We start from the raw sequence: 15,003 nt of genomic DNA, 5'->3' as shown, positions 1-15,003 counted from the left end.
TCACACGCTATCACGGATATTCTGTTACGGCGTAAAAGATAGATAGAGATAATTTATTTATAGGTTGATTCGCAGTTATAGATAAGGACGCATTTGGAAAACTTAAAGATATAAAGAAATAAAGGAGAATGAAAGTATTGGCGACATTTACAGATTTAAATTTAAGCGAATTAGTTATGAGATCGATTATCAACATGGGGTTTGAAGAAACAACACCCATTCAAGAGCAGACTATCCCTTCAGCAATGGAAGGGAATGATCTGATCGGACAGGCTCAAACCGGTACAGGCAAAACAGCAGCCTATGGAATTCCTTTGGTGGAGAGGATTATGGGGCAATCTGAAAATATTCAAGGGATTGTTTTAGCACCTACTCGTGAGTTAGCAGTTCAAGTTGCCGAGGAATTAAACAAGATTGGACAGTTTAAGCGCATTCATGCCTTGCCCATTTATGGCGGACAAGGGATCGACTGGCAAATCCGTGCTCTTAAGAAGAGACCTCACATCATTGTAGCTACCCCGGGACGTTTGATGGATCATATGAGAAGAAAGACCATTCGCCTGCATGACATCAAGATCGTTGTCCTGGACGAAGCAGATGAGATGCTAAATATGGGCTTCTTAGAGGATATCGAAACTATTCTCAAGGAAGTACCGGAGGAACGACAAACCTTGCTCTTCTCGGCCACTATGCCGCGCCAGATTCAAAATATTGCTCAACGCTTTATGAAGGAACCTCAGCTGATCAGCATTAAGGCAACTGGTGTTACAGTATCAGATATTGAGCAGCACTATGTAGAAGTTACTGAACGCTTAAAGTTCGATGTCTTATCCCGTATCTTGGACATTCAATCCCCGGATTTATCCATTGTCTTCGCCAGAACTAAGCGCCGGGTAGATGAGCTTTCTGAAGCACTCAGCAAGCGGGGCTATTCGGCAGAAGGAATTCACGGTGACTTGACTCAAAGTAAACGTGACAGCGTCTTAAGACAGTTTAAAGATGGCACTATCGAAGTATTGGTCGCTACGGATGTGGCAGCCCGGGGTCTGGATATCAGCGGTGTGACTCACGTCTTCAACTTTGATATCCCTCAGGATCCAGAAAGCTACGTCCACCGTGTTGGCCGAACCGGTCGGGCTGGAAAATCAGGCTTAGCCATTACCTTAGTTACTCCCCGTGAGATAGGGATGTTGCGCTTGATCGAATCAGTGATTAAGCGGAGAATCGTACGTAAACCGATTCCTACGATCATTGAAGCCGTACAAGGTCAACAGCGTTTAACCATGAACGAGATTTTGCGTGTCATCTCTGAAGAAGATATCGAAAAATATAAATCCGTTGCTGAAGAATTGCTCGCCGAAAATGATTCCGTGACACTTTTGTCAGCAGCTCTGAAGATTATCACCAAAGAACCGGATAATGTTGAAGTAAAGTTGACTGAAGCAGCTCCTGCCCGAAGAAGAGGTATGGGAAGCGGAAGCGGCCGAAGCATGGGGAATATGGGCAATGCCAGACCACCCCATGGCAGCTATCCACGCGATAACTATGGACAAAAGGTGGATACCTGGTCGAGAAGAAAAAGTAACGACTTCCGTGGAACTGCCGCACCTCAAAGAGGCAGAGACCCTAAGAGAAACGGATAATAATCATAAGAATTAACAAAGGAAAAGGTTGTGCAAGCCTTTTCCTTTGATTTTTAGCCGAATGAGTCCCCTTGGGTTTTAGATATTAGAATTTGTCTTGTTAGAGCGGACAGTGCAATGGTATAATTTTGAAGAGGGGTGGTGAAGTAATGGAGAATGAGATCAAAGAGATGTTTGGAGTTATCCTCAATAAGTTGGGGAATATCGAGGTAAGGTTAGATAGAATAGAGTCAAGAATGGGTAGACTAGAGTCAAAGATGAATAGTCTAGAAATAAGGATGGATCATCTGGAATCGCGACAAGACGAGACATATTTAGTCGTTAAGGCTATAGAACATAGTAATCAAGTTCATCGAGCTGAGATAGATAATCTTAGGCATTCGGTAGCCAATGTGGAAGGCACATTAAGCACTATCGGTGAGGTAATTACAAAACGAAAGGCGATATAAATGAAACATCTTAATAAGCAAGTAAGCATGTAACGATGCTCTCTTTAGTAGATATAACTAGAGAGGGCATTTTTGTGCCTTAGAAGAAGTTTTGCCCAGGCGGAGGTAAATCCATTTAAGCGTCGAATCTATACCCTTATAGCCCCTATATAAAAGGTACTCTGGAGAGGAGATTATTCAAAACATGCCGAAGAATTTTATTCGAAAAAAAGCAGCCGGCCAGATTGTTTTAAACTTAATGCTCATCCTATTGCTAGTGCTGAGCAATTCAACGACGGTTTTGGCTTCAAGTAATGGAGTTCTCACTGAAGTCCGTGCCCTTCTAAAAAATCAGTATGTTGATCAGGTGTCAGAGGATGTCTTAAGTGCTTCTACAGTGGATGAGATGCTGGAGAGATTGGGAGATCCCCATACAAGGTATTTTACTGAAGAGGAGTTTCAAGAGTTCGTCGGCAGTATTAACCTAAGTTTCTCGGGAATTGGGATTCACATTGAGATGATCCCTGAAGGTGTTCAAGTTCTGGGAGTTATTCCAGGCTCGCCAGCTGAAGAGGTGGGGTTAAAGGCGGGAGATGTGATTGTTCGTGCTGCTGGGGAATCTTTAGCCGGGCTTAGCTCAGAAGAGTCTGTAAGCATACTCAGAGGACCGGATGGGAGTTCAGTTCAGATTAGAGTAAAGTCTGAGACAGAGACCCGGGATTTGAAGGTCACCCGCCGAGCGATTTCTGAGCCCACAGTGACCGGCGAAGTCCTGGATGGACATATTGGCTACCTGGATTTGAATTCTTTTGGCAGTGATACACCTGAAGAATTTGAGGTGGCAGCACATAAGTTGAAAGATCAAAATGTGGATAGCTGGATTGTAGACCTGCGGGATAACGGTGGCGGCTATCTGAGTTCGGCAATGGAGTTGGCAGGCTACTTTATCGGATCGGATGTTGCAGTAAAGGTTAAAGATCGGGATGGGGTACTTCATCCCATTGAGGCTGAAGATCCGGGCTGGAGAATTGAGGAACGGATTGTTTTTCTGGTCAATGAAAACAGTGCCAGTGCTTCAGAAATCTTAGCGGCGGCGGTCAAGGACCATGAGAAGGCGACTATTGTTGGAACTACCAGCTATGGCAAAGGAACAGTACAAAGTATGTTTCCCATCAAAAGTGGTGGGGTACTTAAGATGACCGTTGATCATTTCTATTCCCCTCTGGGTCGTGAGATTAATAAAGTAGGAGTCAGCCCCAATGTGGTAATTAAGCATTCGGATCCCCTTAAGGCTGCAGAGCTTATGTTAACTGCAGGCTCCAGTGAGGCGCTTAAAATGGCCAGAACCGACGATTACTGGGAAGCTTGGGGTGAATTGTCGGGAGTTGCGGCTAACGGGTCTCAGGAAACACAATCGTCTATGAATTTTATCCACTATTTTTCTAACTATCGTCAAGTTGCGGAATTAACGGAGATTCCCTTAGATAAAAAATTCACCGTAACTTTTTCTGGAGATATCGATTGGCAGACTGTAAATAGCTCAAGCATTGAGCTGATCAACAGCAGCACAGGAGAGAGAACGCCAACAACACTTGTACCGCTGGGAGCTGCCGGTCTGCAAGTGATCCCTCAGGCTGAGTTAATTCCGAATACCGCCTACTGGCTGGTTATTCATCCTGAAATTCTTGGAATTGCAGGTCAGACCTTACAAGAGGGAGGCTTAGCCATTGCCAAGACAGTTCAGGGGGGTACAGACATCGGTGGAACCTCTAGGATCCAGTCACTTCAAACGAACAAGCAGGTAACAGAAATGACTAGGATAAGCCCAAATGATCTGGACTATGGTACGACAATTAAAGATTAACCGTGACTTGATATGAAACCGAGTGGGAGTGGGTCTATGATTTATGAAGTATGTGCTCTTGTGGCGACCATCATTTTAGGGGTAATCGGAATTGAAGTGATGCTTTGGGTACGTTCCCTGCGCAAGCTGACAGATGAAGCCAAGCAGACAGTGCAGGATATTAATGCCCATTTGCCCTATCTGCTGGCGGATATTCAGTCAGTCACCGCCGTGGTAAAGCAAACCAGTGAACAAGTTGGCGGAACAATCAATGAAGTAGCAGTAGGCCTTGAGACTATGAGAAAGAACCCTTTGAATTTTATTGTTACTCTTTTAGAGCGGTTAAAGCAATTGTCAGCCCTATGGCAGGACATTCGCAGACGGAACCGGGAACCATCAGACAGCTGAAGGCTTGAGACAAAGAAGACAAAACTATGAAGACTATAATAAATTTTTTTTAAAATAATATGCAGCCATATCTAAATAATGTTGAGACCAGGTCTAATGAATCCAATAGTTATACTAATTGATTTTATCTTATTTATCTGGGAAGTAATCATATGATCTTAAGGATTATTTCCTGGATAGCTTGATTTTCAAAGCTATTCAAGGTATAACTAATTAGGTGACCGAACAGTCGGTTCTGAAAGATTGAGAATTTATGGGCAAAGTGGAGGAGATAGGCGTTGAAGAAAATTAGGAACATGGGAAAGGTTAGGATCTTACTCGTAGCGCTGATGACGTTTGGAGTCTTGACCGGGTGCAGCGGAAATAAACCCGTTGCCGTTGTCGAAGAAAAGTACATACCAGTAGAGGTGGAAATGGCCGGCCACAAGACGCTTATCAATACTGCGATATTGAGTGGGAAAATATCATCTGAGACAGATGTATCAGTGGTTCCCAAGATGGCGGGTAAGGTTATGTCTGTGAACGTCAAAGTAGGGGACACAGTTCAGGCAGGGGATGTCTTGTTTACTTTGGAAACCACGGATCTGAATACAGCTTATCAATTAGCTGAGGCCCGTTACCAAAATAGCAAAGAACAGTGGGTGAGTGCTAAATCCTCTCTGGCAAGAACTCAAGCCATAGCCGCAGAAAAAATCGCTGACGCGAAAAAGACCCTGGCTAATACGAAAGCTCTTTATGATGCAGGTGCAGCTTCAAAATCTCAACTGGATCAAGCTGAGTTAGGTCTGCAAGAATTAGAGTCCTCGTATGCAGGCCAGATTGAACAATTAACCGTGCAGGCCTCAGACAGCAGTCTTAATCTAGTGGAAGTTCAGCTTACTCAAGCCCGGGAATCCTTAGACAATGCAGTTGTTACTGCCCCTGTCGCCGGAGTTGTCTCTCAGGTTAATGTTCAAGTAGGAAATATGGCCAGCAGTGCTCAACCGGGAGTTAGCCTGACCAATGCCAATAGTGTCTACACCACAGTCAGTGTTACGGAGAACTTAGTCAATCGTATGAAAATGAATGACGAAGTCAAGGTTACGGTTCCCTCAGTGTCGGAGGAAAGTTTTGTTGGAAGAATTGAAAATGTCAGCCCAGCCGCCGACCCCAAAACCCAGCTTTATCCCATTAAAGTTTTAATTGAGAATCTAGACGGTTTAATTAAGCCGGGGATGTTTGCCAAAGTAGAACTGACCACCGATGAAAAGCCGGACGTTATGGCCATCAAAAGTGAGGCAGTTGTTCTGAAAAATGAAAAGACCATTGTCTATGTGGTTGTCGATGATAAAGCCACTGCCAAAGAGATTACCACCGGTCTGGATACGGGGGTGGACATTGAGATCCTTAAAGGGTTGGATCAGGGTGATAAGGTAATTGTTAAAGGACAGACCTTGGTTGACGAAGGCCATAAGGTGAAAATTGTGGGAGGGGAAGAGTCTTGAAGCTAGCAGAGGTTTCAGTTAAACGCCCTGTCTCAATCATCATGGTGATGCTCATTATCATTCTCTTAGGCGGTATTTCCCTGACTCGCCTTCCCATTGATCTTTTGCCCAACATAGAAATTCCGGTTTCCATCGTTGTGACAAATTATTCTGGGGTCGGCCCGCAGGAGATCGAGAAACTCATTACTAATCCCTTAGAAGGGGCGGTTTCCACCGTTGAAAATATTGATACGGTGACGTCGACAACCTCTGAGGGTAGTTCAATCGTAATAGCTCAGTTTAAAAATGGAACAGATATGGACTTTGCAACCCTGCAAATGCGGGAGAAAGTTGATCAGATTAAAAGTCGGTTACCTGATGATGCAGGGGCGCCAATGGTCATGAAGCTGGATTTGGATGCTATGCCTGTGGTGATTCTAACCATCAGTGGACATGATGCAGACTTAGCGAAACTTCAGTCCATTGCCGAGGATAAACTCAAGCCTCAGCTGGAGAGAGTATCCGGAGCCGCCTCGGTCTCAGTTATCGGCGGCTATGAAGATCAGGTTGAAATTAAAACCCATCTGGAAAAAATGAATGGTTATGGCTTAACCATCAGTTCCTTAGCCCAATTGATTCGCGCAGAAAATCTTAATTCTCCCGGCGGTCAGGTAGATAAGGGGACCCAAAAACTAACCATTCGCACCACCGGAGAGTTTAAGTCTTTAGAGGAAATCAAAAATGTCTTGATTCCCCTTCCTAGTGGCGGACAGATTAAACTAAAAGATATTGCCGATGTAGGGATTGTACATAAAGATGTCAATGCCATTACTAAAGCAAATTCCGAAAAAAGTGTCAGCATCTCTGTGCAAAAACAATCCGGGACCAATACCGTTAAAGTAGCTGATGAGGTCAATGCCACAGTCCAAGCATTTGCTAAAGAATACCCGGATCTTAAGGTCGATGTTGTTATGGATCAATCGATTGACATTAAGCAATCCGTTAAAACCGTGGAAAACGAAGCAATCTTGGGTGGGGTCTTAGCAATTGTCGTGGTGTTTCTGTTCTTTCATAATATCCGAACAACCTTTATCACTGCTACAGCAATCCCAATCGCCATGATGGCCACCTTTGCAGTTCTCTATTTTGCCGGGATCACTATCAATATGATGACTCTTGGCGGACTGACCCTGGCAATGGGCCGTTTGGTGGATGATAATATCGTCGCTTTAGAAAACATCCATCGCCATCGCCAGGAAGGATATTCTAAATACGAAGCTGCGGTCAAAGGGGTATCAGAAGTAGGCATGGCTGTCTTCGCTTCCACCTTGACAACTGTCGCAGTATTTCTCCCCATCGTCTTCGTTGAGGGCGTGGTATCCACAATTTTCCGAGAGTTAGCCATGACCTTCGCCATATCTCTAATGGCTTCTCTGCTGGTTTCTCTGACGCTAGTTCCTACCCTTTCGGCTAAGCTAATGAAATCGGGAGAGATTGCCGAGGGACGTAAGGGAATTAGAGGGCTTATCGATAGAATGAGTCGTGGCTTCGACGCAGGCTTTGCCCGAATTGAAGGGGTCTATAAGAGATTTTTACACTATGCCTTACATCATCGAAAAACAGTGATGGTGACTGCCACTTTGGTCTTTGTTCTGTCCGCTGCCTCAGCTCTCAGTTTAGGTGCAGAATTCATGCCTGAATCAGATGTAGGTCAATTGACAGTTAACCTGACCTTGCCGGATGGCGCCAAACTTGAAGATACTGAAGATACCATGAACAAGATCGAGGAAAAACTGGCAGGCATATCTGAAATTGAAACCGTCTTTACCCAAATAGGAACTAACGGTGGTTTTTCCCTGGGAGGGGATACTGCCAATACTGGCTCCCTCAGTGTTCAGCTGGTGGATCTGGACAAAAGGTCCCGGAGTGTCGGGGAGGTTGGAGACGAGATACGTTCTCTAACCAAGGACATTCCTGGTGCTGAGATCAAAGTAACGGTAACCGATAATATGCAAATGGGTGGTTCAACAACTCCCATTGACATTGCGATTAAAGGAGAAGAGCTTGAGGATCTAAAGAAAATTGGTGAGGATATACAAGGGATTATTTCCTCCGTTGACGGAACCCGGGAAGTCAAAACAAGCATGACGGACGGAGTTCCGGAGGTCGTCGTTAAAGTTAACCGTCCCAACGCTGCCCAATTCGGCTTATCGGCAGCTCAGATTTCCCAAGCTGTCAAAGGGACTATTTCCGGAACCACTGCAACTACCTATCGTTATGAAGGATCTGAAATTGATGTGGTTCTTACCGGGGACGAGACCTTTAAGACAAGTCTGGAAAACTTAGGCCAGACGCCGATTCCCACCCTCTCCGGAACAACCGTTCCCCTTAATCAGGTGGCTGAGGTTGAGATCGGACGGGGACCGGTTAAGATCGAGAGAACAGGACAGACTCGCGTCGTCCATATAACCAGTCAAATTGTCGATCGGGATTTAAGGAGTATAACCACCGATATTGAAACAAAGCTCAAAGATTATCAGATGCCGGATGGGTACACGTATGAAGTCTTAGGTGAGAATAAGGAGCTTATGGAATCCTTCGCCGATTTGGGACTGGCCTTAATCCTGGCAATTCTGCTGGTTTACATGATTTTGGCAGCTCAGTTCGAATCCTTACTTCACCCCTTTACGATTATTCTATCCTTGCCAATGGGATTCTCCGGCGGAATGCTGGGATTATTCATTACCCGAACCACCTTAAGCGTTCCCTCGTTTATCGGTTTGATTCTCTTGGTAGGTATTGCGGTTAGTAATGCCATTGTCTTGGTAGACTATATTATTAAACGTCGAGAGCGGGGGGAAGAACGGGAAGAGGCCATCGAAAACGCCGGGCCCATTCGTTTAAGGCCGATTCTGATGACGACTCTGGCGACCATCCTGGGACTTATCCCAATGGCCCTGGGTATCGGCGAAGGTTCGGAAACCATGGCTCCCATGGGTATCGTGGTAATCTTCGGACTAACCCTTTCCACTTTATCAACTCTGCTTCTCGTACCTGTTATCTATACGATTTTTGAAGATATTCGGGATTCCAGAAAGAATAAGAAGGAAAAGAAAAAGAATAAACAGAAATCTGCGCCTCAGCTAACACATTCTGTGTAAAGGAGATGGTACCCACGGCGTCGAGAGAAGAAAAACAGACAGAGATCCTTAAAGCTGCAATTCGTGTTTTTTCTAAACACGGCTTCGACGGCGCAAAGATGGAGTATATCGCCAAAGAGGCGGGGATTGGCAAAGGTACAGTTTACGAGTACTTTGAAAGTAAAGATCGCTTGTTTGAAGAAATACTCAAGTTCAGTGTGGATCAATTCAGAATCGGTTTAAAAGAAAGCATGGATCAGGATGAAACCATCGAGGAAAAAATTCTCAACTGCTCACACTTTCTTGCTCAGTTCCTAAACCATCATATGGAATTCGTCCATATTGCCATGCAGGTCAAAATCCTTTCTGAGGAAATCCGTGCCCATCACATGGCAGCTCAGTCAATTATCATCGAGTTTTACAAAGAGATGGTCAAAGAGGCTAAGGCTAAAGGGCAATTGCGGGCTGATCTCGATGACGAACTAGCTACTTGTTGTATTATGGGCACTCTGGAGCAATTTTGTATGCAAAGGTTTTTTATAAAGCCACGCCCTTTAGAGGACACAGATCATCAGGCAATGGTCCACGTGATATTGACCGGACTAAGATAAGAAAGCTCCGACGACAAAAGCTCCGCCGAAAAATCGGCGGAGCTTTTGTGTTAGGGTGTGTTAGGGGGACGGTCCTTTTAACACGCTTTTCTACTCTCTAAAAAGTCTCCTAAAAAATCTCAATAATAGTCCTCTGAGGAAAACTCTATGAATTTGGAGAAGTTAACTGAGGTAAGGAGGATACAGCAGGATTCTCTTTAGCAGGATTTGAAAGTGATCCATAAAAGGCATGGTTTAGACAGCTTTCCTCTAGAGTTGTGGATAAAGCTCTGGCCCTGGTGGGAATAAAGTAAGAGGCATCTTTTAACCCTAACATTAGACGATAGCGTTTGTTGAGAATTCCATATTGGGTTTCAGCGAGCAGAAGCTCGAGTACGGCAATTTCTACATATTCTGGAGCCGCATAATCCAGGCGGTTCCAGGCGTGTTCCATTTTTTCTCTAGTTTCTTCGATTTCCGCAAGCAGGCGTTCCTCCTCGCTGAGGGGGGGATCTTCAGGGGGAGATAACGACAATAACAGGTTTTTGATAAAAGCCTTCAAGTTGTCAACCTCACCTCACTTACAATAATCGACAAAACAAAAGATGAGACTAATCTATCTTTGCTCAGTCATAATAGTATATGTATGCCATAGTAGCATATGACAAATAAGGAAAAAGCATTCTGCCACTATTAAGCATTTAAGCAGGTAGTTATAAAACCCACCTTAATTGGGAAAGACTAGAAATAGTCTATAACAAGAGGTGATTTTTATTTTATTACCACACCGACGATGTCGGAAGTCTTTGGCGATTTTCCTATGTGGGATAATGTGTCTGTGTTTATGGCAGGCCAATATCTATCCTGCGCTAGGACTCGGGAGCAAAATCGTTAACAATGTAAATAAAGGGATCTATCCAAATTCGTCAACTACCATGAAGATAGCAGTTCAGCGTGGTGAAACTCTTTGGCATTTAGCAGAAAGGTATCAAACCTCCGTTGATGAACTCGTAAAATTCAACCGGATAAAAAGTCCTGATCAAATTCGGGAGGGACAGACCTTATGGGTTCCCAACCCAATCATTCAGAAAAAAACTGAGGACCTCCAGCCCAGGGATGTTAAGGAATATACAAAGGAAGTCGTAGCAGTTTCAACTACCCCGGTAATCTCTGCTGAGAAAGTAAAAGAAGTTGTCGAAGACACGCCATGGTGGGTTAATATCTTACGAAGTATCCCAGTGTTAGCAACAGTTTATAAACAAGAGTCCAGCGTTGCTGATTCAGGCCAACTGTCTTCCGAACAACCGAAATCAGATATTCAGACCTACGAGATAATTGTAACTCAAGACACAAAGAAAATTGACAAACAGGTTAGGTCGCTCCCCGATCCTAAAGACGACAGTCAAATTCACTCCCGTGGTTTGGGACGTCTAGTCTCCAAAGAGGAAGTAGAGCTATTGAGTCGGGTCATCTACGGAGAAGCTCGCGGAGAAGATTTCTTAGGCCAAGTAGCTGTTGGAGCGGTTGTACTTAATCGACTCAAGGATCCCCGGTTTCCTAAAACAATAAAAGGAATTGTCTACCAATCCGGAGCTTTTACAGCCGTGGACGATCGGCAAATTCATTTAGATCCCGATGATCAAGCCTACAAAGCAGCCGAAGCCGCTCTATCCGGCCTGGACCCGACAAATGGGGCAATTTTTTACTACAACCCCCAAACGGCTACCGACAAATGGATTAAGAGTCGTACTGTCATCAAACGTATCGGCAACCATACCTTTAGTATTTAAGGGACTTGTATGAGCCATCGTTCTTCATACATTAGCACAGCAAACTAACCCTTTAAGCTCCCTGCTTTGGGGAGAGGGTTTCATCCTTCGGCGACAGTATTGTTTTGAAGAACCCGCCTACGGCGATAATCTCCACTGGAGACTATCGTGCCAGATGAGCCATCCTTGTACACTGCCCCAGTCTGGGGGCGGTCACTTAAACGGAAGTTTGTTTTTCTGCTTATGTATAGACGTCACGTTGTCTCATACTGCGTCCTGGGCTGGAGAATTGGGAGAATGTTTATGGTGATGGCCCGTTTATGAGCAATTGATAATGTGCAGAAAAGTAAGATGTCCCGCAACCAAAGTGGTTGTGGGACATCTCTTCATTTTATTTTGGCTAACTTACCGGGTCTCATGCCTTGGCTGCTCATTTCCACGATGTAAGGTGAAGAAAGCGATTTCAGGAGGCACATTAAAGCGTAGAGGAATCATACTTTCGCCAATACCCGTATTGATATATAGGGGGACTCCATTAATGACATGATATCCCTCATAAAACCCTAGGTCTCCCAGGTAGGTATTAGTGATTAGCGGACCAAATCCCGGCAGACGGATTTGACCGCCATGGGTATGGCCTGTAAGTAGAAGATCTGCTCCGTGTTTTGCCACATCGTCCAGGCAATCTGAAGAATGAGCCAGAGCTAAGCGAAAGGGGGAGTTAGTTAGAGTTGACTGAGCAGATAGTAGCTTTTGGTAGGCTAAATCTACTTCATCATGAGCAGTTGCCGGGTCATCGATTCCAATAACCCAAAGATCAAGTTGTTTGAGAAAAACGGCATCATTCAGCAACGGAATCCAGCCCAGAGTTTCAAACTCTTGGAGATAGCGTTTCAAAAGAGTCCGGGATAAATGACTATAATCGTTATTTCCCATAACCACATAATTTCCAAAGGGAGCAGTCAGTCCACTGAGATAGGGGGCTAATTTATCTAAATCCGTCCTTGTCGAAATAATATCCCCTGTTATGACAAGGAGGTCGGGCTTTTGAGACATTACACTTTGCTGGATTTTTTCCGGAGAAATCCGTAAGCTTTCAAGGTGCAAATCGCTCAGTTGGCAAATAGTTTTTCCCTCTAGAGCCAAGGGCAGAGTTGGGTAAGAGAGATCCCATTTTTGAAGCTTTAAAGAGAGAGTATCAAATTCTGCCCAGCCGAGAACCCCGGCTCCTGCAACAGGGACGGAACTAAGCAGCCAGTGGTTTGCAATAAAACCGCCGATTTTTTGGAAGAAACTACGGCGAGATATTGTCTTGGCAAGAGGTGTTGATTTCTTAGCCATTAAATTCTCCTTTCAGAACCCTTCAATACTCACTATCATATCATGAGATAAAGGCACATTGAAGTGAATAAAGGAGGGAGCATAATGAGGTTCGTTGGGGATAAGCCTAATAATCCTTATGAGCCCATCGGACAGCAGGGGTTCCCTAGTCAAGTACCCAATGGTCAATTTGGCTCGGGATACTCTCCGGGTGCGATACGCAATACCCTAGGTTCAGGACTCAAAGCCAGCGGAGTTTTTCAAAAGGATGGACAAATCCAAAACTTACGAGGTGGTTTTATAGGAGCTAAGCAGCCACCCGGACATCCAAACATGGGTTACATGCCAGAACAAGGTTACAATCCAGGGATACCCTATAATCAAGGACAAGCGCAAGCGAGGCAGCTTATTTTGCAAGCTGCCCAAGCCGGAGTAAACGGCAATGGAGTGGCCACCATTTCGCCGGACAATACTTTTCTTCTTATAGCTAATCTGCCCGTACCTCAGACCTATCTGGGTTTTGGCCAACCCGGGGTATATGCAGCATATCTGGTGGATGAAAAGGGGAAGAGCGGATTTTTGGTGGGAACCTTACGTCAGGTTGGCACCGGAGTTTATCGTGCTCATTTCCAAAGCCCTGTCCCCCTGCATCACTACGACCGGGTTGTAGTCTCTGCAGAAAATCCTGCCCACTTGGCGCAAGCACCCAATGGTCCCTTGATCTTAAAAGTTAAAGATCCAATGGGTGTCATGACATTTCTCCGTCCTGTGAAGTCAACGGCTACTACTATTTGGGGTAAGATTACAGGCCTGTTTAGCAATAAGGAAAAACCTCCAATTAGTCCGGAAGTGGCTCCCATATATCCCGAAGCGCCCCCTATGAGTCCGGAGCTAATGCAATCCTTGAATCAGATGGGAGTGAATCCTGAAGTCGATGCCCCCTCGCTGCCACCAACAAACCCTCCCATGGGTGGTTCATAGTTAGGTTAAAAGAGCGGAGGGCTGAAATATCAGTAGAAGATAAGTGTATAAACAGATTAGAAATATCATTGTTAAATATTTAGGCTGTAACAAAACTCATTCTGAGGTTTGTTACAGCCTTTATTAATTATTCTTATCATCTAAAAAAGCCCCAAAACATACTTAAGAATAATAGACCCAAAAGACAGGGCGGCTTCGATCCACAGGAGTGAACCCATTGCATGGAGAGGCGATAAAGCCCACAAGCTGACCTGGGGAAGCGGAGCCACGGGTTCACATCAGGTACTACCCGGAGGTTTGGCGAAGCTCCCAGGTCAGCGAGTGGGCGAGCCTTGGAGTGCTGGGTGAACGGATGTGGACGAAGCCGCCTGACCCGAAGATCCTATTTTCTCTTCAACCAAAGCCCTACAAAAGTATCTGAATAAAGATTAACAGCAGAAGCAAGACAAAGGTGCTTATTGTCACGACAATTCCTAAGCTCATATAAGTTATATTAGCTAAGATAACATCAGAAAAGAAAGCGATGAAGAAGAATACTGTACAGGCCAAAAGGCCGGTTCCAAGAGTGGGATATTGAAGCAGAGGTACAAGGCGCTTAAAACCATAATCCCAAGACTGTAGAACCGTTGCATTCAAGGGTGGGTTTGGACAGGCGTCAGATGGGGGGGGACAGCTCCTCGGAGACAATCCCGATTTAAACGGCCATGACATAGAAGATCCCTCCCTCGGCGAGACTTACCGCAGTCTTGACCTTTGAACTATCTCCATTGGGAGTCCCGACCCCTGCTCTTTCAATAAAGAATTGAGCGATTAGCAAACTAACAGCAATGATTAGGTTTCCAGGAACACCTGGAACTTCGAATAAAGGAACGTTAAATGATGTGTCGGGGCTGCCATCAAAGGGAGCAAAGGGGGCAGAGATAATTAGTGAGACACTTAAATTATCCGGAAAAAGGGGTTGATCTCGTCCTACAGGCCCAAAACCTTGCCCTGGAACAGATTGTTGAGGTGCAGGCAGAGGAATTTCCCCCTTGATGGCAGCTTGGATGAGTTGATTTAATTGGGGCATGGTCAGAGTTATGGGGTATTGATTCGATGGTGGGCGATTTGGAATAGGTGGGTGGGCAAGGGAACGCTTAAAGAGAAAGGCTATAAGAATATCTACCCCAGCCACTATCATGGCGGCAAACTGAAGTTTTGTTTTAGCCAATGGAAATATCATAGAACTAACAGGAGAAAAGAAGAGGTTACGGCGGATGGGGCTTGTCACTAAGATTGAAAAGGAAAAAGGAGTCGCCGGGAAAGGTGGCATGCATTCAGGATGATTAATAACGGCGTTCCTCCTTTCAGCTAATCATCTGAACCAAGTGCATATAGTTACCCATCCCCCTAAAACGATGACGATTAGAAAGGCAATT

13 protein-coding genes are annotated in these 15,003 nt (G+C 45.0%); 9 read left to right on the top strand and 4 right to left on the bottom strand.

The features are described 5' to 3' along the window. The first annotated feature begins 137 nt into the window (after positions 1-137). The 7 genes from DP73_RS02985 to DP73_RS02955 all read left to right on the top strand — a co-directional run bounded on the left by DP73_RS02985 (position 138) and on the right by DP73_RS02955 (position 9,536). Positions 138-1,643 carry a DEAD/DEAH box helicase gene (locus DP73_RS02985; protein ID WP_034597305.1) on the top strand — a complete coding sequence of 502 codons (1,506 nt, stop codon included), beginning with the start codon at positions 138-140 and terminating at the stop codon, positions 1,641-1,643. Positions 1,644-1,792: 149 nt separating this feature from the next. After that, positions 1,793-2,092: a hypothetical protein gene (locus tag DP73_RS02980; RefSeq protein ID WP_034597303.1), complete on the top strand. Its 300-nt coding sequence runs from the start codon at positions 1,793-1,795 to the stop codon at positions 2,090-2,092. 184 nt (positions 2,093-2,276) lie between these two features. Further along, entirely contained in the window at positions 2,277-3,935 is a 1,659-nt protein-coding gene (locus DP73_RS02975; RefSeq protein ID WP_034597302.1) for a S41 family peptidase, read from the top strand. Positions 3,936-3,971: 36 nt separating this feature from the next. After that, a complete protein-coding gene (locus tag DP73_RS02970) occupies positions 3,972-4,322 on the top strand; it encodes a hypothetical protein (protein WP_034597301.1) in 351 nt (116 codons plus the stop codon). Positions 4,323-4,600: 278 nt separating this feature from the next. After that, positions 4,601-5,806, top strand: coding sequence for an efflux RND transporter periplasmic adaptor subunit (locus tag DP73_RS02965; RefSeq protein ID WP_081962920.1), 1,206 nt, complete (start codon positions 4,601-4,603; stop codon positions 5,804-5,806). Then, entirely contained in the window at positions 5,803-8,946 is a 3,144-nt protein-coding gene (locus DP73_RS02960; protein ID WP_034597300.1) for an efflux RND transporter permease subunit, read from the top strand. Before DP73_RS02965 ends, DP73_RS02960 begins: the two co-directional genes overlap by 4 nt. Before the next feature lie 5 nt (positions 8,947-8,951). Continuing rightward, positions 8,952-9,536, top strand: a complete 585-nt coding sequence (locus tag DP73_RS02955; protein ID WP_034597299.1) for a TetR/AcrR family transcriptional regulator — start codon at positions 8,952-8,954, stop codon at positions 9,534-9,536. A gap of 145 nt (positions 9,537-9,681) precedes the next feature. Here the strand turns inward: DP73_RS02955 and DP73_RS02950 are convergent, their stop codons facing one another. After that, entirely contained in the window at positions 9,682-10,077 is a 396-nt protein-coding gene (locus DP73_RS02950) for a hypothetical protein (RefSeq protein ID WP_034597298.1), read from the bottom strand. A gap of 268 nt (positions 10,078-10,345) precedes the next feature. Here DP73_RS02950 and DP73_RS02945 point away from each other — a divergent pair, with 268 nt between their 5' ends. After that, positions 10,346-11,305, top strand: a complete 960-nt coding sequence (locus DP73_RS02945; protein WP_242865671.1) for a cell wall hydrolase — start codon at positions 10,346-10,348, stop codon at positions 11,303-11,305. Between the two features lie 384 nt (positions 11,306-11,689). Here DP73_RS02945 and DP73_RS02940 read toward each other — a convergent pair whose 3' ends face one another. Further along, positions 11,690-12,625, bottom strand: coding sequence for a metallophosphoesterase (locus DP73_RS02940; protein WP_034597296.1), 936 nt, complete (start codon positions 12,623-12,625; stop codon positions 11,690-11,692). Positions 12,626-12,709: 84 nt separating this feature from the next. On the opposite strand from DP73_RS02940, the gene DP73_RS02935 reads away from it, so the two are divergent. Next, positions 12,710-13,585: a hypothetical protein gene (locus DP73_RS02935; protein ID WP_034597295.1), complete on the top strand. Its 876-nt coding sequence runs from the start codon at positions 12,710-12,712 to the stop codon at positions 13,583-13,585. A gap of 405 nt (positions 13,586-13,990) precedes the next feature. Here the strand turns inward: DP73_RS02935 and DP73_RS02930 are convergent, their stop codons facing one another. Beyond that, positions 13,991-14,296: a hypothetical protein gene (locus tag DP73_RS02930; RefSeq protein WP_034597293.1), complete on the bottom strand. Its 306-nt coding sequence runs from the start codon at positions 14,294-14,296 to the stop codon at positions 13,991-13,993. Then, positions 14,280-14,795: a hypothetical protein gene (locus tag DP73_RS02925; RefSeq protein WP_348982372.1), complete on the bottom strand. Its 516-nt coding sequence runs from the start codon at positions 14,793-14,795 to the stop codon at positions 14,280-14,282. Before DP73_RS02925 ends, DP73_RS02930 begins: the two co-directional genes overlap by 17 nt. Positions 14,796-15,003: the final 208 nt, after the last annotated feature.

Source organism: Desulfosporosinus sp. HMP52 (genome assembly GCF_000765145.1).
Classification (GTDB): Bacteria; Bacillota; Desulfitobacteriia; order Desulfitobacteriales; family Desulfitobacteriaceae; genus Desulfosporosinus.
This window is presented reverse-complemented; position numbering and strand designations above follow the sequence as displayed.

Bases quoted from the DNA above. Each gene is read 5' to 3' on its own strand.
- DP73_RS02945 (WP_242865671.1), top strand. From the start codon at position 10,346: ATGTGTCTGTGTTTATGGCAGGCCAATATCTATCCTGCGCTAGGACTC.
- DP73_RS02930 (WP_034597293.1), bottom strand. From the start codon at position 14,296: ATGTCATGGCCGTTTAAATCGGGATTGTCTCCGAGGAGCTGTCCCCCC.
- DP73_RS02980 (WP_034597303.1), top strand. From the start codon at position 1,793: ATGGAGAATGAGATCAAAGAGATGTTTGGAGTTATCCTCAATAAGTTG.
- DP73_RS02970 (WP_034597301.1), top strand. From the start codon at position 3,972: ATGATTTATGAAGTATGTGCTCTTGTGGCGACCATCATTTTAGGGGTA.
- DP73_RS02955 (WP_034597299.1), top strand. From the start codon at position 8,952: ATGGTACCCACGGCGTCGAGAGAAGAAAAACAGACAGAGATCCTTAAA.
- DP73_RS02935 (WP_034597295.1), top strand. From the start codon at position 12,710: ATGAGGTTCGTTGGGGATAAGCCTAATAATCCTTATGAGCCCATCGGA.
- DP73_RS02940 (WP_034597296.1), bottom strand. From the start codon at position 12,625: ATGGCTAAGAAATCAACACCTCTTGCCAAGACAATATCTCGCCGTAGT.
- DP73_RS02975 (WP_034597302.1), top strand. From the start codon at position 2,277: ATGCCGAAGAATTTTATTCGAAAAAAAGCAGCCGGCCAGATTGTTTTA.